The sequence below is a fragment of the Cereibacter sphaeroides 2.4.1 genome, assembly GCF_000012905.2.
Taxonomy (GTDB): domain Bacteria; phylum Pseudomonadota; class Alphaproteobacteria; order Rhodobacterales; family Rhodobacteraceae; genus Cereibacter_A; species Cereibacter_A sphaeroides.
In genome coordinates this window covers 1-24,805 of the sequence record NC_009008.1, presented here as the reverse complement: position 1 = coordinate 24,805, position 24,805 = coordinate 1, and the positions used below count along the sequence as shown (strand labels likewise).

Below are 24,805 nucleotides of genomic sequence, written 5' to 3'. Positions count from 1 at the left end.
TGCGCCATAGCCCGATCGACCAAAGCTCGAGCGAAACTTGCAATCTTCAGAAAACCATCGTCGCGCGGTCCACGCAGCTGTTCTTCAGAATGTTGTAGACCCCGCGCCCTCTGATAGCAGGTTCTCGGCGACGTCCATCGCCTCTTTGCGAGTCACTGCAATCCGCAACGGAAAACCCCAGAATTTGGAAAAGACCGCGCCGAAAGTCTTGAAGGCCAGACGCTTGCCGGCGCTCGGCTCAATCACGATCATCGCCCGCACCAGCGTCCGCAATTCGGCCTTGTGCTTCTTCATCCACAGCGCAGTGCGCTTCCTTTCTTCCTGGCTATGGTCGTGCTGTTCGTCTTCGGTCGGAGCATTATCGCTCAGGATCACAAACGGTGCGCCGCGTTTGAAGCACGCCTCGAGTGCCGCGAAATCCTCGTCGTGGTTGTGATCGGGCGCTTCGTCATAGCTCATCCAGACAAGCGGAAAATTCGTGATATCCAAGGGCATGTGTCGTCTCCCGGCGAGAATGGACGGTTTCAGGTCGAACGAATGTGCCGCCATGTAAAGAGAAGCGCGACCACACCCGGCAGCGTGACAGCCAGCAGTTCCAGACCCACAAGATGGCCGCCATCGCGCAAGCCATCGAAGACGCCAGCGAGCGTGCTCATGATGAACAGCAGACCGCCGAAGACGAGCATCGCCCAGTCGGTCGCGCGCCTTGCGGCCAGCGCCAGCAAGGGCGGGAGGACCCAGGCGCCATAGAAAATGGACACGCCCCACAAGGAGGCGGGATCGAACGTCATGGCCTGCATCGTCCCGCCGCTGCCGACATAGACGTTCAGATAGGAAAAGCACTGGATCGTGACAAAGAGTGCGGCACCAACTGCCGGGATGAGCCATGCGAGCGCGAGCTTAACCGGGGCATTGTCGATCACGTGGAAACTCCTGTGCCTATGTGTCTGGCAGGTCAGCTCTGCCCCTCCAGTAACGGAGCGCGATCACCAGATACGCCAGCCGGCACGTGGCGTCATTGCGCAACCCTGCCACGATATGTTTCAATCCGGCCTGATCTGAAAATGCCGAGGTCTGAGATGTATCTGGACGTCCGTCGCGACTGGCTCGCCTATGTCGACGAGATCCCGCGTGCGTTGGTGGCCGCCAACGCGGTCGCCACCCTTGACGCCCTGGAGCAATCGCCCCGGCACCATCACCAAAAGGCGCAACTGCTTTTCACGGTGCGGGGCGTCGTCAATTGCGAGGTCGACGGCGCAGTCTGGATCGTACCGCCGCAATGCGCCGTGTGGATTCCCAGCGGGCTGCCCCATTCCGTTTTCGGCTCGGGCGAGGTGGAGTGTCTCTCTCTTTTCATTGATCCTCCCGACTCCGCGAACCTGCCGAAAGATTGCTGCACGATCGCGGTGTCGCGGTTTTTCCGCGAGTTGCTGATGCGGGCAAACGCTCTGCCGGACCTCTATGACGTCGACGGCCCGGATGGGCGGATCGTGTCCGTTCTCTTCGATGAGCTGGCTGTGGCACCGGTCGAGGATCTCTGCCTGCCCATCCCCGGCGATCCGCGCCTGAAGAAGCTCACCGACCTGTTGATCGCGGCGCCCGCGGATCACGCGAGCGTCGCGGAGTGGGCCTCCCGCGTCGCGCTCAGCGAGCGCAGCCTGAGCCGTCTTTTGGCCGACGAGGTGGGCATGAGTTTCGGCCGCTGGCGCCGACAGTTGCATATCGTGCTTGCCTTGCGGCGCCTGAGCGCTGGTCAGTCGGTTCAGGCCATCGCCATCGATCTCGGCTATGAAAGCGCCAGCAGTTTCGTGACCATGTTTCGAAAGATGGTCGGCAAGCCTCCAGGCCGCTATCTGCTCGAGCGGAACCGTTTACGATAGGGAAGAGCGATAAGAGCTACCGAGTGTCGTCCACAATGGCCGCTTGGCGCATGCTCCGGCCGGGCGTTCACCCTGACACGCGACGTGTTCACGTTCAGAACCTCTTTGTGACCCCAAGCAGGTCTCAGTGCTCGCCTTCGCACGCCTGATGGTCGGCCAGGGCATGCAGCACCCGGCAGGGTTGCCCATCGGACTGACCGTCGCAGGTCTTCACGACGCGCACTAGTTCAGCCTCCAGCCGCCGCAACCGCGCGATCCGATCCCGGATTTCGATAATCCGTTCCTTCGCGATGCGGTGCGCGTCGCCATGGGCAGCATGGGGTGTCTCCTGCAACGCGATCAGTTCGGCAATGGCGTCGAGGTCGAATCCAAGCTGCCGGGCATGGGCGATAAAGGACAACCGGTCCAGCTCGGCATCGCCGTAGCGGCGCTGCCCCCCGCCCGTGCGGCCGGGATCGGGCAAAAGACCACGCCCCTCATAGTAGCGGATCGTCGTCACATTTACGCCCGTGCGCTTGGACAGCGCACCGATGGAATGGCCCTGCATCGCGATCACCCCTTGAAGCTACAGTGGCTGTAGATCGTATCTACCATGGGGACGAGACGAATCAAGAGCACTGCCATGACCGACCACCACCTCCGCAGCCCTGACCTGCCGGGCTTCGATGCCCCCACACTCCACCACGGGATAAACGCGCACGTCACGCGCCCGGCTGACAAGGGCCTTCGGGCGGAGGTGCGGTGATGGGACACGATCACAGTCACGGGCACGATCATGCACACGGGCATGGGCACGCACATCGACATGGACATGCGGGGCATTCGCACGGTCCGACCCTCTCGGCCAATGACACGCCCGAGGCGCGCCGCTCCAAGGAACGCGCCATCCTCATCGCCGCAGCCCTGACGGGCGGCTTCATGGGGGCCGAGGTCATCGGCGGGCTCATCTCCGGATCGCTCGCGCTTCTGGCCGATGCGGGCCACATGCTGACCGACTTCGCCTCGCTTCTGCTGGCTTGGTTCGCCTTCCGGCTGGCGCGGCGACCGGCGGATTGGAAGCGGACCTACGGCTTCGACCGCTTCTCGGTGCTGGCCGCCTTCGTGAACGGGGTCACGCTGTTCGCCATCGCGGGGTGGATCGTCTTCGAGGCCATCCAGCGCCTGCGCGACCCGCACGGGGTGCTGGGCGGGCTGATGCTCTGGGTCGCCGTGGGGGGACTCGTGGTGAACGTTCTGGCTTTCTGGGTGCTCAGCCGCGCAGAGGGCGACAACCTCAACGTCCGTGCCGCCGCCCTGCACGTCATGGGAGATCTGCTCGGCTCGGTTGCGGCGATTGCGGCCTCGCTCATCATCATCTGGACAGGCTGGACCCCCATCGACCCGATCCTGTCCGTGCTGGTTGCTCTCCTCATCCTGCGCTCGGCGTGGTCCGTGGTGCGCGAGAGCGGCCATATCCTGCTCGAAGGCGCGCCGGCGGGCTTCGACGCCCGCGCCGTCGCGACCGACCTCGAAGCCACGCTGCCCGGAGTGGCCCGCGCCTATCACGTCCACGCCTGGTCGATCACTCAGGAGCGGCCCATGGCCACGCTGGAGATCGAGCTCGCGCCGGGCGCGGTGGCGGACGACGTGCGCCGCGCCGTGAAAGGCCGCGTGCGCGAGACGACCGGGATGGAGCATGTGACCGTCGAGGTGGCGGCAGGCGCAGAGCACAGGAGGGGTTAAGCGCTGTCCATCCCCAGGCAGGAATGGCCACCCCTGAGATCGGCACCGTGGTCTTTCGGGTTCTATGCGAAGTCCTGTCTGAACGAGCGTCCGCGCTGTGGCGGAGACGCCGCTTATTGTGGAGCGTCTTAGGCTCCAGACCCATATGGCGTGGTCGTTAGCACCGAAGCGTTAACCACCATCGTTGGGACACAGAGCGTTCTGACCGACCAGTGGATCTGCCGACAGGCGGCAGAAGCAACGCGGGACGCCCACGACAGAATGGCCGAGCGATATTGTCGGGAGTTCCATGCGGCCTTAAGGTGCCGCGTCTCTTCACAGTCAGGCCCGCACAGTGCAGTCCGAACACCTCCTTCAGCTCTACGTCTCGGAACGCGAGCGGATGGAGCGGCAGATCGCCCGCCGGATCGGCTGCGCGAGCCTCGCGCGTGACATCGTCCATGACATCTTCCTGCGTCTGTGGGAGCGTGCCACGCGGCTGAACGGGGAGCCTGCGGCCTATCTCAGTCGCTGCGCGCGCAACGCGGCCGTCGATCACCTGCGCGCGGAGCAGGCCCGGGCGCGGCTGCTGGCCGAGGCCGCCCGACGCGACGAGGGTCTGCATGCGCCCTCGGCGGAAGACGCGATGGGCGCCCGCGACGCGCTGCAGCGGATCGATCTGGCTCTGCTCGCCCTGCCGGAGAAGACCCGGCACATCTTCCTGCTCAACCGCGTCCATGGCCGGAGCTTTTCCGAAATCGCCGGAGCTTTCGGCATGTCGGAGCGCGCGGTGGCCAAGCACATGGCCAAGGCCGTCGCCGCCTGCGCCGCCGCCGCAGAGGTCGGGGCTTGACTGGGGATCGCCACCCGACCGAGCCGCAGCGCGCGAAAGCCCGTGACCTCTTTGTCCGCCTGCGCGGCCGCGCGCTGTCGAAGCGCGAACTGCAGGTCTGGCTCGAGGAGGATCCCGCGCATGTCGCCGCCTGGGCCGAGGTCGAAGCGCTCTGGGGCGAGACGCGCGCGCCCGGCGAGCGGCTTGCCGAAGCCGAGGCCGGGGCGCTCTCGGTCTATCTGGCGGCGATGGACCGGGGCGCCCGGCGGCGGCGCGTTCTGCGCGGCGGAACTGTGGCGGTGCTGGCCCTGGCGATCGGCCTTGGCGGCCTCTGGCTGCGCCAGCCCCATCTCCTGCAGGATCTCGGAGCGGATTACGCGAGCGCCCGGGGCGAGCGCCGCAGCGTCTCGTTGCCCGACGGCAGCCGGGTGCTCCTCGACGCGGACAGCGCGATCCGCGTCGACATGGACGGTCCCGACCGCCTTCTGCGGCTGCTGCGCGGAGCGGCCTCGTTCGAGGTCACCAGATCGCCGCGACCGTTCCGTGTGCGCTTCGGCAAGGGCGAGGTCACCGTGCATGGCACCGTCTTCGACGTCCGGCTGCTGGAGGACGGCGGCCAGATCGTCCTCAGGCAAGGCCGCGTGAGCGTCCGCTATCCCGGTCTGCCGGTCGAGCAGCCGCTGGTCCCGGGCGAGCAGTTCAGCGTCGACGGCCCGGGTCGGCCTTCCGTGGAAGCCGTGGACCTGGCCGAAGCATCGGGCTGGCAGGACGGCAGGTTCGCCTTCTACCGGATGCGGCTCGGCGATCTGGTCGCCACGCTGGAGCGCTATCTGCCGGGGCACATCCTCATTGCCTCGCGCGACCTCGGAGACAGGCGGGTGTCCGGCAGCCTCGATCTCGATCATCCCGAGGCGGCGCTCGAGTCGTTGCGCGACACGGTGGGGCTGACCATCACCCGCCTGCCCGGATCCGTCCGGATCCTGCGCCCCTAGGGGCCATCCGAGAAAAAGATGCGCCCGTCGGTTCAGTGATCCCCGCCCCGGGACGTGAACCTGATGAGTGCATGGAAAGCCCGAACCTTCGCCATCCGTGCTCACCGTGACGAAGGACAAAGGATATTCCATGCGAGGGCAGTCTCTTCTCCCCTGGCGGACCGGCCGTATGGCCCGGCTGCTGACGACCGCGCTTCTCTGCGGAGCGGCGCTCCCCGTGCTGGCGCAAGGCGTGCCGCACCGGTTCGACATTCCGGCGAAACCCGTGACGCGGGCGGTCAATGACATCGGCCGCGTGGCCGGGCTCTCGATCGTGATGCCCGACGAGGGCGCTGTGGCGGTGCGGGGCAATCCGGTGCAGGGCGCGATGAGCGTCGAGGCGGCGATGGAGACGCTGCTTGCGGGCACCGGCCTCTCGTGGCGCTTCGCCAATGCGGGCACGATCCACGTCTTCCAGCGCATCCCCGCGGGCGCGGCGGACGGCTCGGCCGGCGTGATGCTCGAGCGGATCCGGGTGGCGGGCGACGGCAACGGGGCCACGAGCTTCGTCGCGGGCGCCAGCGGCACGGCCAGCAAGAGCGGCACGCCCGTTCTGGAAGTGCCGCAGTCGGTCAGCGTGATCGGCCCGCGCCAGCTGGAGGCGCAGGGCGCCCGCTCGGTCACCGAGGCGCTGCGCTATGTGCCGGGCGTCAACATCGAAACCTACGGCCCGGACCCCAAGGGCTTCGAATGGATCATGCTGCGCGGCTTCAACGGCCAGTCCTCCAGCGCCTATCTCGACGGGCTGCGCCAGATCGCCTCGAACTACAGCCATTTCCGCACCGATCCGCACCAGCTCGAGACGATCGAAGTGCTGCGCGGGCCGTCCTCGGCCCTCTATGGGCAGTCCGATGCGGGCGGCGTGGTCGGCAAGACCTCGAAGCGGCCGGTCACCGAACCGCTGCGCGAGGCCGAACTTTCCTACGGCAGCTTCGCCACGACGCAGGCGGCGGTCGATTTCGGGGGCGCGCTCACCGAGGACAAGACGCTCTCCTACCGGCTGGTCGGCGTGGCGCGCGACGGGAACACGCAATTTTCCTACGGCGACGGCACGCGGATGAAGGACGACCGGCTGATGCTGGCGCCCTCGATCACCTGGGCACCCACCGACGCCACCAGCCTGACCGTCACGGCGCAGGCGCTGCGCGACCGCTCGGGCGGCACGGCGATCTTCTTCACGCCGACCGACATCCTCGTGGGCGACCCGAACTTCTCGCGGAGCGAGCAGGACCAGAAGACGCTGGGCTACGAGTTCAGCCACCGGATGGACAATGGCTGGACGGTGCGCCAGAACCTGCGTTACGGGCGCGTGGACTTCGATCTCGACATGATCGCCATGATCGGGGCGGATGCCACCGGCCTCACGCGGCAGGCGCGGCGCTTCTCGGAAAGCCTCGACAGCCTTGCGGTCGACACCAACCTCCTGGGCGAGTTCCAGACCGGGCGGCTCTCGCACAAGCTGCTGATCGGGCTCGACCATTCGCGCAGCGACACGGACGCGCGCCGCTGGAACGGCACCGCGCCCTCGCTCGATCCCTATGCGCCCGTCTATGGCGTGGACGTTCCCACCCCCACGACCGTGGCCTATGACTACACCGAAGAGTATCGCCAGACGGGTCTCTACGTTCAGGACGAAATCCGGCTGGATCGCTTCCTCTTCACGCTGGGCGGGCGTCAGGACTGGCTCAGCACCAGAACCGACGACCACCTGACCGGAACCGCGCGCGAGGTCGATCTCGACAATTTCTCGGGCCGGGTGGGGGTGAGCTACCTGACGGATTCGGGCCTCGTCCCCTACCTCAGCTATTCCGAGAGCTTCCTGCCGAACGCGGGCCTCGGCTCGGACGGCCGTACCTTCGATCCCACCCGCGGCCAGCAATGGGAGCTGGGAGCGAAGTATCAGCCCTCGGGCACGGACGCGCTGCTGACAGTGGCGCTGTTCGACATCACCAAGTCGAACGTGCTCACGCCCGAACTGGGGCCGGGCGGCATCTCGACCGGCTACAACATCGCCACAGGCGAGATCCGTTCGCGCGGGATCGAGGTCGAGGGCAAGGCCTCGCTCGGCTCGGGCTGGGACATTGCGGCGAACTACAGCTACAGCGATGTCGAGATCACCGAGGACAATGCCGGCAACGAGGGCAACCGCCCCGCGCTGGTGCCGAAGTCGCAGGCGTCGCTCTGGTTGAACTACAGCTTCGGCGCGGGCGCGCTGGACGGCCTCTCGCTCGGCGGCGGGCTGCGCCATGTGGGCACGAGCTTCGGCGACAACGGCAATACGATCAAGGTGGATGGCCGGACGGTGATCGACCTCGGCGCGAGCTATGCGCTGAGCGAGACCGCGCGGCTGGCGCTCAATGTGACGAACCTGACGGACAAGGAGTACTTCACCACCTGCGCCAGCGCCTATTCCTGCTACGAGGGCGACCGGCGGATGGTCACGGCCAAGATCGCCATCGGCTTCTGACGGATCCGGACGGAGGCGGCCCGCCGTCTCCGTCGTCCTCCCATGATCTCGCGCCGTCCTCTCCTCGCGGGCCTTGTGGCCCTGACCCTCCCCGTCCCTGCGCGGGCGACGGCCGGCCCACGGCTGGCCGTCATCGACTGGGCAGCGGCCGAGACGCTGATCGCGCTCGACCGACCGCCGCTCGCGATCTCGGACAGCGGCTATTTCGCCAGCCGCATGCCGTTCGACCTGCCGCCGGGCGTGGTCGACATCGGGCCCTTCTGGGAGATCAACCTCGAATATCTGGCGCGGCTCGCGCCCGACAGGATCATCGCGCCGGCCTCGGCGCTGATGATGACGCCGCGCATCGCCGCAATCGCCCCGGTGGAGATCGTGCCGACCGAGACGGATGGCAGCCGGCTCGATCTCGCCGCCGATCTCGCGCGCCAGATGGCCGCCACCGCAGGCCTCGCGCCGGACAGCGCTGCACGGCTTGTGGCCGGGACGGAGGCGGTCCTGACGACCGAGGACCGGCGTGTGCCGGCGGACCGCGGCTCCGTCCTCGTCTGCGTCCCCGACCTCTCGGGGCGGCTCTTCACCCTCTACGGTCGTGGCAGCCTGCCCGACGCGGTGCTGGCGCGGATGGGCCTCGCCAACGCCTGGACGGGCCCGGTCACTGCGCTCGGCACCTACCGCGCCTCTCTCGAGGAGCTGATCCGGCTGGAAGACGCCACCATCCTGCTGGTCGAGATCGCCTCGATGCGGCCGCGGACCGAGCGGATGCTGCGGGCGAGCGCCCTCTGGCGCGCGGTGCCCGCCGTCGCGTCGGGGCGTGCGCACTGGATCGGCAGCTTCTATCCGCAGGGCGCGCTGCTCTCGGCCCGGCATCTGGCCGAAACGGTCGCCGCGGCCCTCATGCAAGGCTGATCCATGGCGCGCACGCTTCTCCTTCTCCTCGCCGGCGCGCTCACGCTGCAAGGTCTGCTGCCCCTCTTGCCCGAGGCGCTGGCGGGCGACGGGCTCGCCCGGCTCGTGCTGACCCAGAGCAGCCTGCCGCGCCTCGCCATGGCGCTTCTCGCGGGGTTCCTTCTCTCGATGGCGGGCGAGGTCTGCCAGCGCATCTTCGCCAACCCGCTGGCCGAACCCGGGCTCCTCGGCATCTCGGGTGGCGCCTCGCTGGCACTGGCCGCAGGGCTGCTGCTGGCTCCGGCTCTCTGGCAGGCCGCGCCGGGGCTCCTTGCCCTGACCGGAGCCGCGGGGGCGCTGATCCTGGTGCTGGCCGTTGCATGGGGCCGCGGCCTGCACAGTCAGGCGCTGGTGCTCGCCGGCGTGATGGTCAATCTCTGCGCCGCGGCCGCCCATGCGCTTCTCGTCCTCTTCAACCACGATTTCCTGCAGGAGCTGCTGACATGGCAGGCCGGCTCGCTGGCGCAGGCCGGCTGGCAACCCGGCCTCGGCCTTCTCGCGCAGACCGCCCCCGTGGCGGGGGCGCTGTGGCTGATGCACCGGCCGCTCCAGCTTCTGATGCTGGGCGAGGAGACCGCAGAGGGCCTCGGCCTCTCCGTGCGCCGGACCAAGCTCCTGCTGCTCGCCGCCGCGGCCTGGATCACGGCTTCGGTGGTGGCGACGGTGGGCCTGATCGGCTTCGTGGGGCTCGCGGGCCCCGCGCTCGCCCGCGGCCTGGGCGGCAGGTCTGGGGGTCGCTCCCGGCCCGACCTGCCCCGCGCGGGACTCTGGGGCGCGGTCCTGCTGCTGCTTGCCGACCAGACGGCGCGGCTGCTCTCGGGTCTTGCCGGGGACGTCCCGGTCGGCGCGGCGTCAGGCCTCTTCATTGGACCGCTTCTCGTTTTTCTGTCGCTCGGATCGCGAAGCCCGGATCTTCCCGCGCGCCCCGAACCGCCGGCGCTCGCCCGGCCCCGGCGTCCGATGCGGGCACTGCTTCCTTTGGCGCTTGCCGTGCCTGTCCTGCTCGCCCTCGCGCTGCTGATCGGTCGCTCGGAAGCCGGCCTGCACCTCACCACGGCCAGGGATCTGGCCGCCGTCCTGCGCTGGCGCCTGCCGCCGCTGCTGCTCGCGGCCGGCGCAGGCGCCTGTCTTGCGCTCTCGGGCCTTCTGCTCCAGCGCCTCCTGCGCAACCCGCTGACGAGCCCCGACCTCCTCGGCGTCGGGCATGGGGCGGGCCTTGCCTTCGCGCTGGCCATGGTCTTCCTGCCGGAAAGCGGGCTCGTCTCGCGCTTCGCCCTGACGGCCACAGGCGCAGGAGCGACGCTGGCGCTGGTGACGCTGCTGGCCGCGCGGGTCCGGTTTGCGACCTCGCGTCTGCTGCTGATCGGCGTGGGGTTCGGCAGCACGGCGCAGGCGCTTCTGACGCTGGTGCTGGCCTCGGGCGGGCCGAAAGGCGCAGCGCTCCTCAGCTGGTTCTCCGGGTCCACCGGCAGCGCGAGCCTCGCCCAGGCTCTGCTGGCCTGGAGCGTGGCGATCGCGGTACTGGCGGTGGCGCTCCTCCTGCGGCGCTGGTTCGACCTGCTCGCGCTCGACGAGGCGGTCGCCGCAGGGCGCGGGCTGGCCGTGACGCCCGCCCGCGCTGCGGGGCTTGCGCTCGCGTCTCTTGCCGCTGCCGCGGGCACGATCGCCCTCGGTCCGATCAGCTTCGTCGGCCTGATCGTACCCCATCTCGTGGCGACAATGGGGTTCCGCGCCACCGCGCCGGCGGCCCTCGCTTCGGTCGCGACCGGCGCCTCGGTCATGGTCCTTGCGCAATGGGTGGGCGGGCTGCTGGCCTGGCCTTGGCCAATCTCGCCCGGCCTGCTCGCAGCGCTCCTGGGCGGCCCCTTCTTTCTCTGGCAACTCCGCAAGCGTGCCGCTTGATGCCGCGCAGCGGAAGGCTCCCTGCCCCGTCACGGCGAAGGACATCCATGACCCACAGCTCTCCAGAATTCGACCTCCGTCAGGCGAGCGTGCAAATCGCCGGTCAGCAACTCCTTGAGGGGCTGGATCTCCGCATCGCCCGCGGCTCCGTGACCGGCATCCTCGGGCCTAACGGCTCGGGGAAATCGACCCTCATGCGCCTGATGACGCGGCAGCTCGCGCCCTCCGCCGGGCAAGTCCTGTTTCGCGGTCGACCTCTGGCCGCCTATGCCGCCAGCGACTTTGCCCGGCAACTGGCGCATCTGCCGCAGACGCCGCCCCACGTCCCCGGCCTGACGGTCGCCGAGCTGGTGGCGCTCGGCCGCTTTCCCTGGCACGGCGCCTTCGGCCGCTTCGGCGCCGAGGACCGCGCCCGCCAGCAGGACGCCCTGCGCCAGGCAGGCCTCGCCGACCAGGCCGAAAGCCCCGTGGAGACCCTTTCGGGCGGCGAGCGGCAGCGGGCCCGGATCGCCATGCTCCTCGCGCAGGGGGCGGGTTGCCTCCTCCTGGACGAGCCCACCTCCGCGCTCGATCCCGCGCATCAGATCGAGGTGTTGTCGCTCCTTCGCGGGCTCAACCGCCGGCAGGGGCTCACTGTGGTGATGGTGCTGCACGACGTGAACCTTGCCGGGCGCTTCTGCGACGATCTCGTGGCGCTGCGGGCCGGCAAGATCCTCGACAGCGGCCCTGTCGCCGACATCATGCAGCCCGTCCGCCTGCAGCGCATCTACGACCTGCCGATGCTGAAGCTGCCTCACCCGGACTCCGGTCGCGCACTGGTGGTGCCGAGGGAGAAAGGCGATGGAGCCCCCTGGGAACGGCCTAGGCAATGACGGGGGGGCACGTCCGTCAAGCTGGTATGATTATCCGGATGGCCTGAGGGCATGATCAGGCGGCTTTCGTGGCTATGCTTAGAATGGGGTCGATCTCCTCCTTGTCGATCTGGACAAAGGCTTCGACCATCATGTAGCGGCTCGAGGTCTCCCGTTCCGCCAAGAACTCACGCAGCAGCATGGCTACTTCCATGCCGCCGGAACATCGGCCATCGCCGACAGCGCAGGCGGTTACGCTCATTTCCTCCTCTTCCCCGAAGGCAGTACGGTCCTGACGGTCGAGTTCAAACTGAACCTGATCAGCCCGGCGCAAGGAGATTTTACCGAGGCTGTCGGCCGCGTGATCAAGAATGGTCGCACACTGACCATCTGCCAGCTCGATGTATGGGGCGTTGATGGAGAACGCCGCAAACATGTCGCCACGGGGATGCAAACACTGATCTGCTTGCATGATACGCCAGACCTGCCCGCATCGCGCTAGAACAGGTCGTCTCGGCGAATGGCCTGAACAGGATTGAAGATCGGCAGATTTTGGCGATCCAATCCCAGATATTTCAACTCCCTGTCGCTCAAGCGGTGAAAGGCCCGAAAGCGGCGCGGCGGCAGAGCCGGGCCTGATGCAAGACTATCTTTGTCGTGCTCTTGCGCTGGATTTGCCGTGCATCGCGGGTTCATGGTCACCTCCGGTGTGTTCCCCCAGAGAATGCGCCTCGTGACCAGAGCCATGAATTTCGGATCCCTCAGCGGATATTGAGAATTCCTCTCTGTGTTCGTCGCCGCGAAATCCTCAGGACCTCCGGAAGATTCCTCAATTGCGAGCAGCCATGCTGCCGCATGACAGTCAGCCCCGACCGCTAACGCGGACGGAGAAGGAGACCCGAAGAATGGCAAGACTTTCCCGAACTGACCTTGAAACCCATGCCAGGCATCCCGACAGCGGCAAGCTGACAGTCTTCGCGGGCGCTGCGCACGGAGGTGACAAGGCAAAGCGCCGGGTTGCCAGTTCCTTCCGAAACGCGGATGCGGTCGATTACTGGGACGGCGAAGAGCTATTAGTTCCCTCGAGTTCTGGTTCGGCTTCTCGTCCGGCTACGCCTTCTTCGCGGCGCAGCGGATCGAGGCCATCGCGGCAGACATGGGTCGGACCGTGCTCTGGCGACCCTATATGCTGGGCACCGCTTATAAGGTAACGGGGGCACGCGGATTGTCGTCGACGCCGCTGAAACGCGATTATCCGCGCCTATGACGGTCGTCTGTTTCTGGGCAAGGAGCATTTCCGATGCCTGCAGCGCTCGACCGAACTTCTCGGCTACACGCTGCCATGGCTGGTCGATGATCTTCAGGCCGCCGCCGAGGCCGTGCTTTGGGCTGGCGGACTGAAGGACGCCTATGTTCGGGCGATCGCCTGGCGCGGCAGTGAAAGCGTCACCGTTTCCGCACAGGGGTGCCGGATCCATACCGCCATCGCGGCCTGGGACTGGCCGGTGGAGACCGCCCTTGGGGACGGGACCGGCGGATTGCGCCTGGTTCTGTCGGATTGGCGGCGCCCCGCGCCCGATACGGCGCCGACGGCGTCGAAATGCTCGGGGCTCTACATGACCGGAACCTTGTCGCGGGCCGCAGCTGCCCGTAGCGGACATGACGATGCCCTCATGCTGGATATGGCAGGCCATGTCGCCGAAACCACGGTGACGAACATCGTCCTTGTCCGGAATGGCAGGCTTCTGTCTCCCCTTCCTACATGCTTTCTCGACAGCCTGACCAAGCGCCATGTCTTCGACCTTGCGCGTGGCCTCGGCCTGTCGGTTCATGAAGGAACCGTCAGCCTCGACGATCTGGATGCAGCGGACGAGGTCTTCGTCACGGGCACGTCGGTCGAGCTTCGTCCCGTGGTCGCTCGACCGCCCCGGCAAGCACAGCACATGGCCCGTGGGGCGGATTACCACGGCCCTGCGCGAGGCGTTCCGCGCCTCGACCCGGGCTCACGCGTAGTGCCAGACCAGCAACAGGCCGAGGCAGACGATCGCGGCGCGCAGGGTTTGCGGGTTCACCCGGCGCGCCAGCCGGCCACCGATGACACCACCTGCCGTCGCCCCCAGGAAGACCAGGGCAGCCGGCCCCCAGACGACCGCGCCGCCAAAGGCGAAGATCAGGACGGCGATACTGGTCGCAAGTGTCGCCAGAGCATTCTTGACCACGTTCAGCCGCTTCAGATCGTCGTCTCCCGTCACGGTCAGCAGCGCCAGCAGCAGCACCCCCAGCCCTGCCCCAAAGTAGCCACCATAAAGGGCCACGCCCCCCTCGGCGCACGCGGCGCTGACTGGCCCGATCGACACCCCGCAGCGGGCAAGCCAGCGGTTGAGCATGGGCCCTGCCGCAAACAGCAGCGTCGCGAAAAGCAGCAGCCAGGGGACCAACTGCCGGAACAGTGCATCTCCCGACAGCAGCAACAGCCCGGCCCCCGCCGCCGAGGCCAGCGCAAACACCGTGACGCGCCCGGGCCGCGCGATCAGGTCCTGACGCAGCACCGCGCCTTCGCCGATCAGGCTGGCCGCATGGCCGGGCCAGATCGCCACTGCGCTGGTTGCGCCCGCCGTCACCGGCGGCAGCCCCACGGCCAGCAGCGCCGGGAAGGTAAAAAACGTGCCGCCGCCCGCGATCGCATTGCACAGCCCGCCGAGCAGCCCTGCGCCCGCGAGCAGCGCGATTGTCGCCATATCCATACGGTCCTCCGCTCCGCCTCCGCGCGATCGTGACGGAAGCGCTGGAAAAATGTGTTGCCCCGGTGCCAGATGATACCCCGGAGGTGCCAGCATGCAGCGCGATGAGATCGGAGGATTTGCCGAGGATGGAAGCCCGGTGATCGGCAGGATCACGAGCTTCACACCCGGCACAATGCCCGAGGCGCATGCGCACTGGCGCGGGCAGCTCGCCTGGTGCCCGGACCGGCCGGTGACGGTCGAGACAGGAGGCCGGCTGCATCTTCTCTCTCCCGGCATGGCGATCTGGCTTCCACCGACGCACCGCCACCGCATCCGGGCCGAGGGCGCGCGGAAATCGGTCAGCCTCTACACCCGACCCGCCGCGGCGCCACTGCCCAAGGCCCCCACACCTTTCCCTCTCGAAGCGCTGGAGGCCGAACTTCTCCGCACTCTCGCAGGGTCCAGCCGCGCCGACCGGCAAGAGCCCGCCTTCGCCCGGCTGACGGCCGTGCTGTGGGACCGGCTTGCGCGCCCCGCCCCCGCGCCCACGCTGCCGCTACCAACCGACCCGCGCCTGCGTCGTATCGCTCTGGCACATCTCGATGGGGCCGACCATTCGCTCGACCACTGGGCCGCGGCACTGGCGCTGTCGCGGCGCAGCCTGCAACGGCTCGCCCGTCGCGACACCGGGCAGAGCTGGACCACCTGGATGCGAGACCTGCGGTTGGCACGCGCAATTGCCCCGTTGATGGCCGGCAAGAGCGTGCAACATGCAGCCCATGCTGCCGGCTACGCCACAGCGAGCGGCTTCGTGGCCGCCTTTCAGGCCGCCCATGGGATCACGCCCGGTCAGTTGCAGCGTCGGATCGAGAGCTGAGGTCATCCCACGCGCCGCTCCGTCAGCAGTCGCAGGGCGAACCCGATCAAGACACTGCCGGTGACCCCGTCGAGGAGCCGAGGCAGGCGAGGGCCGTTCAGGGCATTCTGAAACGGCACTGTCGCGGCAGTCAGCGCTGCAAAAAAGATCAGCCCCATCGACGCGTGTATCCCCGCGAGCAGGACGCTGAACGGCACCACCGAAACGCCCACGGGCAGAAACTGCGGCAGGAAGCTGATATAGAAGACACCGACCTTGGGGTTAAGAAGGTTGGTCATTACCCCGCGCAGGAACCAATTTGGTGCGGAAGGCGCCATGACCTTGGGCAGGCCCGGCTCTCGCGCACGCAACGCTCCCCGCAACATCCCGATACCCAGCCAGATCAGGTAGGCCGCGCCGGCAAGCTGAAGACAACGGTAAGCCAGTTCCGACACGGCCAGCACAGCACCGAGCCCCAAAGCCGCAATCAATCCCCATGCCAGCACCCCGGTCACCACCCCTGCCCCCGCCAGCATCGCCCGGCGCGGCCCCTCGACCGCCGCCGTCCGCAGAACGAGGGCTGTATCGAGCCCCGGTGTGATCGTCAGCAAAGCCGCTGCAATGGAAAAGCTCAGCAATGCAGTTGCAACGTCCATGGCTACTCTCCGATCTTGTCCAGGAAATCTGCCAGAAGCTCTTGGCCTTCGGGCCAGGCGCCGATGTTCGACGCCTCGTTCAAATGGCCCCTTGGGCCGAGACGACGCGGCCAGGCGCCTTGTCTGACAGCCCAGGCTATCGCACTCGCCTCCGGATCATAGGGATCGTTCTCACTTGCGACGGCCAACACCGGCCGCTCACCAAACCCCGTTGCAGGTAGCGCTCCGAATGCCTTTGCCTGCGCCGGGAAAGCCGGCCCGCTCGGGTCCGGCACGGCAACAAGAAATGCCGCGGCGATGGCACGGGACGACGCCGCACGCCAGTGGGCAAAGAGCAGGCACCCGAGCGAATGGCATACCAGCACCGGCGGATAAGGTGCTGCGGCGACCGCCCGGTCCAGGGCGGCGAACCAGTCCGCAAGGTCGGGCTCATCCCAGGAATTCGGCTCTATCCGGAGGGTGTTCGGATAGAGACTTTCCCAATGGCTCTGCCAATGCTCAGGGCCGGATCCCCCGATGCCCGGCACCATAACGAAACGACGCCCCATGCTAATCTCCTGATGTCCTTTCTAGAGTGTCCCTTGCCGAACGCATGCCGGGAATGGCAATTCATCGGCGTTTTTGGCACACTTCCGATGAGTTAACGGAATCCGTGGTGGAACATGCCGACCAGTGAGCTCGACCGCCTTGACAGCGCAATCCTCGAAGCGCTTCAGGAAAACGCCCGCACCCCGCTATCGGAGGTCGGCCGATGTGTCGGGCTTTCGGGTGACGATCCTCCCGCGCGTGAGCTGAGAGCGCGGCCCTCGCCCATCGGGCTGCAGCGCCCCTCGAGGCGGTGAGCTCAGTCAGCCAGATGACGCATCAAAAGGTCCGCCGCGACGTCCGGTCGTTCCATCAACGCAAGATGCGGCCCCTCAAGCCAAGCGAGGGTGGCATCCGCTATGCCCGCAGCGAGCGCGATCGAAGCCGCCGGATCCACCATCTGATCGCACCGGTTGCCGATCACGAGGGTTGGAGCTTTGACACGGCCGAGCTCACGAGAGACATCAACTCGCAGATCCAGCTCCGCCTGTCGCGCAACTCCCTCCCAGTTGCCGCCCGATACCATGCCGGCGATCACCGAATCCAAGTCGGTGATCGCCGACAGGAAGGCGTAGCTGAAACCGGTCAGCATCATGAGCCGCGCAAGGGTGGCAGGATCTTTCCGGGCGAGGTCCGCCCAGAGCTTGAACTGCAGACGTGAGCGCGGGTCGGCCGCGTGAATGAACCCTCCAATCAGCACGAGCCTGTCGACCCTCCCGGGATGCAGGGCGGCGAGCCGGACCGCGACGGCAGAGCCGAGAGAAAAGCCTGCCAGATCGAAACTGTCGATCCCCGCATGGTCCACGGTGGCGATGACCTGATGCACCAGATGATCGACCGTCAGCACTTCGGCGGCATCCACTGTGAGTCCGGATCCGGCATAGTCTGGCCGCAGCACGCGCCGCCGCGACAGATGCGGCAGAAGGCCATCAAAGTTGGCCTCGCCGTCTCCCCCGGTCCCGTGGACGAGGATGAGCGGCTTGCCTTCCCCGTCGTCACGATAGCCCACACGCGCGCCCTTGTGATGGACATGTTCGATCTTCGACATTGCTTCTTCTCCGACTTGATGTGTCGGCACTCCTTTTGCACTCTGACACCGTTGTCAGGGTCAAGTCCCAAGAAGGAGAGCGTGGTGAAGATCGGCGATGTATCCGACCGCAGTGGCATCAGCGTCCGAATGCTACGCTTCTACGAGGCGGAAGGGCTTCTGCGTCCGCATCGGACGGGAAGCGGCTACCGCGACTATGGCCCGGCCGATCTGGAGCAGGCTTGCATGATCCGACAGCTGGCCGAGGCCGGGCTCACGGTCGAGGCAATGCGCGACCTGCTGCCCTGCATCATCAGCCCCGAGCCGACGTTCCATCCTTGCGAGCGGCTGCGCGCCCGCCTCACGGATGAACTGGCAAAGCTCGATCGCAGGCTCGCCGATATATCGCGGTCGCGGTCGCAGGTCGCGGCTTACCTCGCCGGATTGCCCGGAGAGAACCCGCGCGGTATTGGCCTCGAGGGATCTGGGCGTGACCCCGGCGTTGCCGGTCCACGGCTCTAGTTCCGTCCGCAAGCGGAGGTGACCGGAGCCATGATACCCTCTCGTCCCGGCGCCGCGGGCGCCCCGCCCTTCTCGCCGAGCCGGTTATGTCGCAGCCGTGCATGGTCCGATAGGACGCCCAATCTCCGCCCGCTCAGTTGACTGTCCTCGCGCGGGCGAACAGAGAGTGCAGGCCTTGCTGATCGGGCTGCAGCTCTCCTTGAGACGAGGTTGACCAGGGTGGATGTAACCCGGTAGAGTTTGTCCCGCTCCAACCCCTCTACGCTGCGCACCGAGATCACCACATCACCAGCCTTGTAGCTGGCCGCCTCGCGCGCTTCGGCGCGGGTGAGCGAGAGCGGCGTGAGACTGGCGACCGTTACATCCTGAGCGCCGAGCCGATGTTCCCCCTTCAGCTCGTCGCGGATCGCGGCATTCACTTCCCCCGGACGCGGTTGGTCAGAACCACAATCCCGGTCCGCTCGCGCACGGAGCTGTGCAATCCGAGCCACGCCCGCGCCACCTCGCCGCGGATGGCATGGAGCACGGCTTCCCGGGCATCCTCGTTTCTCTGGCGCTGAATGTCGGCCATGATGGCAGTCGGCATTCCCGCCTTCTGGAGCTGCGCGAAGGGCGAGCCCGCGCTTATCCGGCCCTCGTGGCGCGGGGGCGGCAGGACGACATAACTACGGGCTGAAGGGCTGGGGCTTCATCACCAAGATCCTGATCCCGGCGGCCTTCCCGAGCATCCTGACCGGCCTCAAGATCGGCTGGGCCTTCGCCTGGCGGACGCTGATCGCGGCCGAGCTCGTCTTCGGCGTGAGTTCGGGGCCTTCTTCGCGGCTCATGCCACGGCGGTTCCCGCCTCTTCGCCAACGACCTCCCGCAGCCGGGCGATCAGCCATCTGAGCGCCGGATCGGCCTTGCGGCGTCTGGCGTGGATCGCGCTGAACGGGATCGGAGGCAACGGAACGGGGGGCGCCGTGACAATCAGCGGCTCCGGCGCTGCGGGCACGGCACGGCTGGCAACGGTCAGGATCAGATCCGTGCCGGCGATGACCTTGGGTGCGATGCTCCAGTGCGGCAGGATCAGCGCAAGGCGCCGGGGACCGCCCCGATCCTTCAGATGCAGATCGATTTCCGTGGTGAAGTCACCCTGCACCGCCACATGGGCATGCGGAGCCGACCAGAAGGCTTCCGCAGTCAGGCCGCCGGACCGGACGGGCTGATGGGCCGGGTCCAGCAGGCATATATAGCGGTCGGTCAGCAAGAGCTCCGCCTCGAGCTGCGGCGGCAGCCCGGGAAAGACGCCGAGCGCAAGATCGGCCTCGCCTTCGCTCACGGCCTCGATCATCGCCTCCCGGCTCTTCTGGGTGACCACCAGCCGGATCTCCGGTGCGATCCGGCGCAGCTGCCGCATCAGGCCCGGCAACACCAGCCCCGCGCCGTAATCCGACATGGTCAGGCGAAACACATGCGGCGCGGCCGGGTCAAACGCATCGGGCCCGAGCACGCTGCGGATCTGCGCAAGAGCCTCGGCCAGCGGCGGGGCCAGCGCCTGCGCGCGCAGCGTGGGCACCATCCGACCGCCCTCGCGCCGGAACAGCGGATCGCCCAGCAGATGCCGCAGCCGGGCGAGCGCATGGCTGACCGCAGGCTGGCTCATGTTCAGCCGAGCCGCCGCCCGCGACAGATGGCGCTCCGCCAGAAGGGCATCCAGCACGACAAGAAGGTTCAGATCGACCGCACGAAGATTATTCATATGCTGCATGATAGGGAAGCAAGGTCGAATTTCAAATTCATCCGATGCGGGGCCTATACCGGCGGCAGAGAAAAGGAGATCGGAATGCCCCTGCTTGTCCTGTCCTGCCTCGCGCTCGTCTCGGGTGCGCTCGTGCCGCTTCAGGGCGGCGCCAATGCCGCGCTCGGCCGTGCGCTGGGGCATCCCCTCTGGGCTGCGGTTGCCTCATTGCTGGTCAGCCTGATCTGCATCCTGCCGGTGCTGCTGGCCATGCGGGTGCCCGTGCCGGATCTGGGCATGGCCCTGGCGCAGCCATCCTGGATCTGGATCGGCGGGCTGGTGGGGATAGTCTACGTCACCGGCGCGATCCTCCTGATGCCGACGATGGGTGCCGCGGGCTTCATGATCGCGGTTGTCGCGGGGCAGCTCCTCACCTCGCTCCTGATCGACAGGTTCGGACTGATGGGGCTGGCGGGGAAGCCACTGGATCTGTGGCGGGTGCTGGGGGCCGCGACGGTGATGGGCGGCGTGCTGGTGTTCCAGTGGCCGAGCCTGTCCAGACTGATGGCCGGGTAGGCCGGCGGGCCCGCCTCTTTCCGGGATAGGAGCCTCTTCGGGTCGATGGCTTGAAAGGCCGGGAGCGCCTGACCGGCGGCCCGCCGAGAAACGGCAGGCCGCCCTGTCGCGCCCCGGTCAGCGGTAGACGAGCATCGGGACCGTGCAGGCGCGGATCAGGGCGGTGGTGGTCGAGCCGATGATCAGGGTGCGGATGCGGCTGTGGCCATAGGCGCCCATCACCAGAAGGTCGAAGCCCTCGGCCTCGATCTTCCGCTCGAGCGCCACCTCGGGCGCGCCGGACAGGAGGCAGGTCTCGGCCGCCAGCCCCGCGGCCAGCAGCGTGCCGCGGGCGCGCTCGAGCGTCGCGCGGGCCTCCTCGCCGCCCGCGCAGGCCAGCGTGATCGCAAGGCCGCGGAAGACCGGGCTTGCCGCCATCCGCTCGATCGCCCCGCGGGCGCTTCTGCCGCCGTCATGGGCCACCAGCACCTTGCGCACCGGCCGGCAGTCCGCGGGCACGATGAGGACCGGCAGCTTCGAGGCGCGCAGGAGGCGCTCGAGATTGGAGCCGAGATGGGCGCTGGCGAAGCCCGCGGCCCTGCCGCGCTTGCCAACCACCAGCGCCCGCCCCGAGCGCTCGAACCCGGCCACCGTGTCGATCAGGTCTCCCTGCCGCAGATGGGGCGTGGTCTCCACGCTCTCGGCGGCCAGGATCGCCTGCGCATCCTCGAGGATCGCCCGCCCCTGCGCCTGCGCGAGCCGCGCCCGCTCGGCATCGAGCGCGGCCAGTTCCTCGAGCAGGGCGGTGCGGGCGCCGAGCTGCAGCGCGCCCGACAGATCGCCCCGATCGGCGGCCTCGCGGCGGCCCAGCACATGCAGCAGGTCCACCGGAAGCTCCAGCCTCTGCGCGAGCCAGGCCGCATGAAGGCAGACGCTGCGCGAGAAGCCCGAGCCGTCCACCAGTGCCATGATCCTGTCGGTCATGTCGTCCTCCCTCTCAATGGGCCGTGAGCCGGTCCAGGGCCCCCGGCCTGTCGTGCAGGGCCAGCCGGTCGACGAGAGTCTCGGAGGCCTCGTTCATGCCCACGATCCGCACCTCGGCCCCCTCGCGGCGGAACTTCAGCACCGCCATGTCCAGCGCCTGCACCGAAGAGATGTCCCAGATATGGGCGCGGCTCACGTCGATGGTGACGCGCTCGAGCGGCTCGCGGAAGTCGAAGGCGGCCATGAAATCCTCGACCGAGCCGTAGAAGAGCTGGCCCTCGACCCGGTAGGTCCGCGCGCGCCCGCAGGCCGAGAGTTCGGAGCTGACCGCGAAGAGCTGCGCAATCTTGGCGGCGAAGAAGATCCCCGAGAGCAGCACGCCCACGAGGACGCCCAAGGCCAGATTGTGGGTCCAGACCACGGTCGCCACCGTCGCCAGCATCACCACGGAGGAGGACCGGGGATGGGTGCGCAGCGCCTTGAGGGACGACCAGGAGAAGGTGCCGATCGAGACCATGATCATGATGGCGACGAGCGCGGCCATCGGGATCCGGCTGACGACATCGCCGAGCCCCACGACGAGGATCAGCAGGAACACGCCCGCCACGAAGCAGGACAGCCGCCCGCGCCCGCCCGACTTCACGTTGATCATCGACTGGCCGATCATGGCGCAGCCCGCCATGCCGCCGATGAAGCCGGTGGCGGCGTTGGCCAGCCCCTGCCCGATACATTCCTGATTGCGGCTCGAGCGGGTGTCGGTCAGCTCGTCGACGAGGGTCTGCGTCATCAGGCTTTCCAGAAGCCCCACCACCGCCACGGCTGTGGCCGGGGGCAGGATGATCCGCAGCGTCTCGAAGGTCAGGGGAATGTCCGGGATCAGGAAGACGGGCAGCGTGTCGGGCAGCGCGCCCATGTCGCCCACCGTCCGCACGTCGAGCCCGAGGCCGAGCGTCAGCGCCGTCAGCACGATGATGGTGACGAGCGGCGAGGGCACGGCGCGGGTGAGGCGCGGGAAGAGATAGATGATGGCCAGGCCTGCCGCCACGAGGAGATAGGTCAGCGGCGGCACGGCCCGCGGGTCGAGCTCGGGCAATTGCGCAAGGAAGATCAGGATCGCCAGCGCATTGACGAAGCCCGTCATCACCGAGCGCGAGACATAGCGCATGACGAAGCCGAGCTTCAGGAGCCCGAGCGCGATCTGGATCAGCCCCGCAAGCACGGTGGCGGCCAGCAGATACTGGAGCCCGTGGTCGCGCACGAGGGTCACCATCAGCACGGCGGTCGCCGCGGTGGCGGCCGAGATCATCCCGGGCCGTCCGCCCGCGATGGCGGTGACGACGGCGATCGAGAAGGAGGCATAGAGCCCGACCTTCGGATCGACGCCCGCGATGATCGAGAAGGCGATGGCCTCGGGAATGAGGGCCAGCGCCACGACGAGCCCCGAGAGCAGGTCGCCCCGCACATGGCCCAGCCATTGCTGGCGATAGGTGGCGAATGAAATCATGAATGTCCCGTTCCCCGCCGGCCCGGACCTGCGCGCCGGCGGATGTTCCTGCTGGTGCTGGTGGGTTGTCCGGCGGATCGGCGGCCGGAGGAGCCACCCGGGGATCGCACCCGGGTCCTGACGAGTGGGACGGACCTAGCCGATGTGCGGGCCCATGCCAAGCCGTCCGGCGCGAGACCTCGCGCGGGGCCACCTGGATCGGTGCCCGGGGCGACCGGCACGCGCGGGTCCTGTAGACGCTCGAGGCGGTGCAGGCCGCGCTCGAGGAGGCAGGAGCCAAGGAGGTCCGGTCGCATGTCTTGCCGCCGCCCCCCGACGGGCCCGTCTGCCCGGGCGTCAGCGCAGGGCGACGGGGACGCCGGCCGGCATCCCTGCCCCCGGTGTCGCGCCTCCCTCACGGGCGCAGAGCAGGGCGACGGGGGGCTGCGCCAGCGGGATCCCGGCCCGGCGGAGTGCCGCATCCACCTCGCGCCAGATCGCATCGCGGCACTCCCATTCGTGATCGAACCGGCCCAGCCAGTAGCGCAGCGCATACCGCACCCCATCGGGCTCGATGGCCTGGATGCGCACGTCGGGCGCGGGCGACTGGCGGATCAGCGGCGCCTCCCGCAGCGCCTTATGCAGGAGGTCCGCCCCTTCGGCTGCCGGGGTGGCATGTCCCAGCTTGATCTCCATCTGCGCCCGGAACTCGGACCGGGGCGCGCTGTAGTTGACGATGCGTTGCCGCGAGACCTGGCTGTTGGGCAGGATCACATAGGTCGAGTCGCGCGTCAGAAGCCGCGTGGTGCGCCAGCCGATCTCGACCACCCGGCCGCGGCCCAGCCCCTCGATATCGACCCAGTCGCCGATGCGGAACGGCGCCTCGAGGCCCAAGGCGATCCCCGAGAGCGTATCGGCCACCACATTGCGGATCGCGAAGCCGAACAGGGCCAGCACCACCCCCGACCCCGCCAGCGCGCTGCCGGCACCGTGGCCTAGGATGAGCAGGATCCCCGAGACGATCGCCGTCAGGAACAGAAGGGCCGAGACCAGATCGCCGAGCAGCTTCGGCAGCGGGCGGCTCTGCGGCCGCAGGCGGGCCAGCAGCTGGCCGAAGGTCCGGCTGAGAAGCCAGGCGAGGCCGAGATAGGCCGCCATCTGCAGGGCGTTCCGGCCATTCCGGCCGAGCGGCGCGATGCCGAAGCGCCGGCCCGCCTCGGCCTGCGCGAAGGTGATGCCGGCGATGCCGAGCAACAGCAGCGCGGGCGCGATCAGCGGGCGCAGCCGGATCATGGCCGCCCCGCGGGCAGAGGCGGCGCGGCCCCGCCGCGTCCGGCAGGGCGGCCGATAGGGATCGCCGGCCCCCCCCGGCGAGGGGGGCCGGGCGCCGCCCCCGGCCGGGGCGAACTCGACCCGGCAGAAGGGACAGCGTCCGGCGGCGGCCCGGGGAATGGCCGCGCCGCATCCGGCACAGTAGCGGGGGATCTTCCGATGCGACATGGTAGGCTCCCGTCCCGGCGCTCAGGACAGCCCGGGCCGCGGCGCGGCCGGGGTCGTCCCGGGCCGCGGCTCCGACCCGACCTGCAGCACGGTGAGGCTGCGCCGCTCTCCGGCCCGCGTCTGCCACTGGAACCGGTCGCCCGCCGACAGGCCCAGCAGCGCCACGCCCACCGGGGTCAGGATCGACACGGATCGGCGGCTGATGTCGGCATCTTCGGGCCAGGACAGGGTCACGCGCCGGTCCCGCGCGCCCTGATCGTCGTGATAGAGCACCTCGCTGCCGATGGTGACGACGTCGGACGGCAGGCGGGCGGGGGCCAGCAGGCGGGCGGATGTCAGCTTGGTGATCAGCGGATAGGCCACATCGGGCAGCCGCGCGATGGCGGCGCCGGCCAGCGTGTCCAGGCGCTCGATCAGGGTCATGTCGATGGCAGGCCGGGAACGGCGCGAAGCGGGGCACATGAGGAAACCTCCGTAAGGGGACTGGAAAAAAGGGGATCCGGCAGCTCTCCCAAGGCAGGCGGCCGGGGAGACCCCGGACAGCCGTCCTGCGCCCCGAAAGGCCCGCCCGTCGGGCAGGCCCCT

Annotated in this window: 27 protein-coding genes, 4 pseudogenes and 1 other annotated feature; of the genes and pseudogenes, 17 read left to right on the top strand and 14 right to left on the bottom strand. The window is 68.2% G+C overall.

Annotated elements, in window-relative coordinates:
* Positions 1-84 precede the first annotated feature (84 nt).
* Both RSP_RS22085 and RSP_RS22080 read right to left on the bottom strand, forming a co-directional pair.
* On the bottom strand, positions 85-495 hold the full coding sequence (locus RSP_RS22085; RefSeq protein ID WP_011836268.1) for a hypothetical protein: 411 nt from the start codon (positions 493-495) through the stop codon (positions 85-87).
* A 29-nt stretch (positions 496-524) separates the two neighbouring features.
* Positions 525-923 carry a hypothetical protein gene (locus tag RSP_RS22080; protein ID WP_011836267.1) on the bottom strand — a complete coding sequence of 133 codons (399 nt, stop codon included), beginning with the start codon at positions 921-923 and terminating at the stop codon, positions 525-527.
* A gap of 156 nt (positions 924-1,079) precedes the next feature.
* Between RSP_RS22080 and RSP_RS22075 the strand changes: the two genes are divergently transcribed.
* Positions 1,080-1,880 (top strand): AraC family transcriptional regulator, encoded by an 801-nt coding sequence (locus RSP_RS22075; protein WP_011836266.1) that lies wholly within the window; start codon positions 1,080-1,082, stop codon positions 1,878-1,880.
* Between the two features lie 124 nt (positions 1,881-2,004).
* On the opposite strand, the gene RSP_RS22070 is transcribed toward RSP_RS22075, so the two are convergent.
* On the bottom strand, positions 2,005-2,427 hold the full coding sequence (locus RSP_RS22070; protein ID WP_011836265.1) for a MerR family transcriptional regulator: 423 nt from the start codon (positions 2,425-2,427) through the stop codon (positions 2,005-2,007).
* A 75-nt stretch (positions 2,428-2,502) separates the two neighbouring features.
* Here RSP_RS22070 and RSP_RS22710 point away from each other — a divergent pair, with 75 nt between their 5' ends.
* The 9 genes from RSP_RS22710 (at position 2,503) to RSP_RS22030 (ending at position 12,111) form a co-directional block, all read left to right on the top strand.
* Positions 2,503-2,625 carry a hypothetical protein gene (locus RSP_RS22710; protein ID WP_017140440.1) on the top strand — a complete coding sequence of 41 codons (123 nt, stop codon included), beginning with the start codon at positions 2,503-2,505 and terminating at the stop codon, positions 2,623-2,625.
* Positions 2,625-3,602 (top strand): cation diffusion facilitator family transporter, encoded by a 978-nt coding sequence (locus tag RSP_RS22065; protein ID WP_011836264.1) that lies wholly within the window; start codon positions 2,625-2,627, stop codon positions 3,600-3,602. Before RSP_RS22710 ends, RSP_RS22065 begins: the two co-directional genes overlap by 1 nt.
* A 334-nt stretch (positions 3,603-3,936) precedes the next feature.
* On the top strand, positions 3,937-4,434 hold the full coding sequence (locus RSP_RS22060; protein WP_011836263.1) for an RNA polymerase sigma factor: 498 nt from the start codon (positions 3,937-3,939) through the stop codon (positions 4,432-4,434).
* On the top strand, positions 4,431-5,405 hold the full coding sequence (locus RSP_RS22055; RefSeq protein WP_011836262.1) for a FecR family protein: 975 nt from the start codon (positions 4,431-4,433) through the stop codon (positions 5,403-5,405). Before RSP_RS22060 ends, RSP_RS22055 begins: the two co-directional genes overlap by 4 nt.
* A 169-nt stretch (positions 5,406-5,574) precedes the next feature.
* Positions 5,575-7,911 carry a TonB-dependent siderophore receptor gene (locus RSP_RS22050; RefSeq protein WP_017140441.1) on the top strand — a complete coding sequence of 779 codons (2,337 nt, stop codon included), beginning with the start codon at positions 5,575-5,577 and terminating at the stop codon, positions 7,909-7,911.
* 42 nt (positions 7,912-7,953) lie between these two features.
* The gene (locus tag RSP_RS22045) at positions 7,954-8,817 is read left to right on the top strand and encodes an ABC transporter substrate-binding protein (RefSeq protein WP_011836260.1); all 864 of its coding nucleotides are present in this window, start codon (positions 7,954-7,956) and stop codon (positions 8,815-8,817) included.
* Positions 8,818-8,820: 3 nt separating this feature from the next.
* Positions 8,821-10,758, top strand: coding sequence for a Fe(3+)-hydroxamate ABC transporter permease FhuB (gene fhuB, locus RSP_RS22040; protein WP_011836259.1), 1,938 nt, complete (start codon positions 8,821-8,823; stop codon positions 10,756-10,758).
* Between the two features lie 47 nt (positions 10,759-10,805).
* Positions 10,806-11,630, top strand: coding sequence for an ABC transporter ATP-binding protein (locus RSP_RS22035; RefSeq protein WP_020477361.1), 825 nt, complete (start codon positions 10,806-10,808; stop codon positions 11,628-11,630).
* Between the two features lie 109 nt (positions 11,631-11,739).
* Positions 11,740-12,111: a PaaI family thioesterase gene (locus RSP_RS22030; RefSeq protein ID WP_080588236.1), complete on the top strand. Its 372-nt coding sequence runs from the start codon at positions 11,740-11,742 to the stop codon at positions 12,109-12,111.
* Here the strand turns inward: RSP_RS22030 and RSP_RS22025 are convergent.
* Entirely contained in the window at positions 12,108-12,356 is a 249-nt protein-coding gene (locus RSP_RS22025; protein ID WP_147176026.1) for a hypothetical protein, read from the bottom strand. The two genes, RSP_RS22030 and RSP_RS22025, sit on opposite strands and share 4 nt — an antisense overlap.
* Before the next feature lie 325 nt (positions 12,357-12,681).
* Here RSP_RS22025 and RSP_RS22620 point away from each other — a divergent pair.
* Both RSP_RS22620 and RSP_RS22010 read left to right on the top strand, forming a co-directional pair.
* Positions 12,682-12,864 (top strand): annotated as a pseudogene (locus tag RSP_RS22620) (2-hydroxychromene-2-carboxylate isomerase); the annotation flags it as partial.
* Positions 12,860-13,465 (top strand): annotated as a pseudogene (locus RSP_RS22010) (aminotransferase class IV); the annotation flags it as partial. The pseudogenes RSP_RS22620 and RSP_RS22010, both read left to right, overlap by 5 nt.
* A gap of 147 nt (positions 13,466-13,612) precedes the next feature.
* On the opposite strand, the gene RSP_RS22005 reads toward RSP_RS22010, so the two are convergent.
* Positions 13,613-14,353, bottom strand: a complete 741-nt coding sequence (locus RSP_RS22005; protein WP_011836257.1) for a sulfite exporter TauE/SafE family protein — start codon at positions 14,351-14,353, stop codon at positions 13,613-13,615.
* A 91-nt stretch (positions 14,354-14,444) separates the two neighbouring features.
* Between RSP_RS22005 and RSP_RS22000 the strand changes: the two genes are divergently transcribed.
* Complete coding sequence (locus RSP_RS22000) at positions 14,445-15,209, top strand: AraC family transcriptional regulator (protein ID WP_011836256.1); 765 nt, start codon at positions 14,445-14,447, stop codon at positions 15,207-15,209.
* A gap of 2 nt (positions 15,210-15,211) precedes the next feature.
* Here the strand turns inward: RSP_RS22000 and RSP_RS21995 are convergent, their stop codons facing one another.
* On the bottom strand, positions 15,212-15,844 hold the full coding sequence (locus tag RSP_RS21995; RefSeq protein WP_011836255.1) for a LysE family translocator: 633 nt from the start codon (positions 15,842-15,844) through the stop codon (positions 15,212-15,214).
* A 2-nt stretch (positions 15,845-15,846) separates the two neighbouring features.
* Complete coding sequence (locus tag RSP_RS21990; protein WP_011836254.1) at positions 15,847-16,392, bottom strand: RBBP9/YdeN family alpha/beta hydrolase; 546 nt, start codon at positions 16,390-16,392, stop codon at positions 15,847-15,849.
* 114 nt (positions 16,393-16,506) lie between these two features.
* Between RSP_RS21990 and RSP_RS22740 the strand changes: the two are divergent.
* Positions 16,507-16,611, top strand: a pseudogene (locus RSP_RS22740) (AsnC family transcriptional regulator); the annotation flags it as partial.
* 77 nt (positions 16,612-16,688) lie between these two features.
* Here RSP_RS22740 and RSP_RS21980 read toward each other — a convergent pair.
* Complete coding sequence (locus tag RSP_RS21980; RefSeq protein WP_002724725.1) at positions 16,689-17,477, bottom strand: alpha/beta fold hydrolase; 789 nt, start codon at positions 17,475-17,477, stop codon at positions 16,689-16,691.
* Positions 17,478-17,561: 84 nt separating this feature from the next.
* Here RSP_RS21980 and RSP_RS21975 point away from each other — a divergent pair, with 84 nt between their 5' ends.
* On the top strand, positions 17,562-17,978 hold the full coding sequence (locus tag RSP_RS21975; protein ID WP_011836253.1) for a MerR family transcriptional regulator: 417 nt from the start codon (positions 17,562-17,564) through the stop codon (positions 17,976-17,978).
* Between the two features lie 415 nt (positions 17,979-18,393).
* Here the strand turns inward: RSP_RS21975 and RSP_RS22325 are convergent, their stop codons facing one another.
* Positions 18,394-18,564, bottom strand: coding sequence for a hypothetical protein (locus tag RSP_RS22325; protein WP_017140444.1), 171 nt, complete (start codon positions 18,562-18,564; stop codon positions 18,394-18,396).
* A gap of 77 nt (positions 18,565-18,641) precedes the next feature.
* Between RSP_RS22325 and RSP_RS21970 the strand changes: the two are divergent.
* A pseudogene (locus RSP_RS21970) lies at positions 18,642-18,788 on the top strand (ABC transporter permease subunit); the annotation flags it as partial.
* Between the two features lie 13 nt (positions 18,789-18,801).
* Here the strand turns inward: RSP_RS21970 and RSP_RS21965 are convergent.
* Positions 18,802-19,728 (bottom strand): LysR substrate-binding domain-containing protein, encoded by a 927-nt coding sequence (locus tag RSP_RS21965; protein WP_011836251.1) that lies wholly within the window; start codon positions 19,726-19,728, stop codon positions 18,802-18,804.
* Here RSP_RS21965 and RSP_RS21960 point away from each other — a divergent pair.
* A complete protein-coding gene (locus RSP_RS21960) occupies positions 19,651-20,274 on the top strand; it encodes a DMT family transporter (RefSeq protein ID WP_320406921.1) in 624 nt (207 codons plus the stop codon). The two genes, RSP_RS21965 and RSP_RS21960, sit on opposite strands and share 78 nt — an antisense overlap.
* 117 nt (positions 20,275-20,391) lie before the next feature.
* Here the strand turns inward: RSP_RS21960 and RSP_RS21955 are convergent, their stop codons facing one another.
* The 4 genes from RSP_RS21955 to rnk form a co-directional block, all read right to left on the bottom strand.
* On the bottom strand, positions 20,392-21,237 hold the full coding sequence (locus RSP_RS21955) for a universal stress protein (protein WP_011836249.1): 846 nt from the start codon (positions 21,235-21,237) through the stop codon (positions 20,392-20,394).
* Between the two features lie 13 nt (positions 21,238-21,250).
* A complete protein-coding gene (locus tag RSP_RS21950) occupies positions 21,251-22,741 on the bottom strand; it encodes a SulP family inorganic anion transporter (RefSeq protein ID WP_011836248.1) in 1,491 nt (496 codons plus the stop codon).
* A gap of 63 nt (positions 22,742-22,804) precedes the next feature.
* Positions 22,805-22,862, bottom strand: a sequence feature (sul1 is cis-regulatory element that is thought to sense ions involved in sulfur or methionine metabolism; They are found in Alphaproteobacteria).
* Positions 22,863-23,077: 215 nt separating this feature from the next.
* Positions 23,078-24,013 carry a mechanosensitive ion channel family protein gene (locus tag RSP_RS21945; RefSeq protein ID WP_011836247.1) on the bottom strand — a complete coding sequence of 312 codons (936 nt, stop codon included), beginning with the start codon at positions 24,011-24,013 and terminating at the stop codon, positions 23,078-23,080.
* 228 nt (positions 24,014-24,241) lie between these two features.
* Complete coding sequence (rnk, locus tag RSP_RS21940) at positions 24,242-24,682, bottom strand: nucleoside diphosphate kinase regulator (protein WP_011836246.1); 441 nt, start codon at positions 24,680-24,682, stop codon at positions 24,242-24,244.
* Positions 24,683-24,805 lie beyond the last annotated feature (123 nt).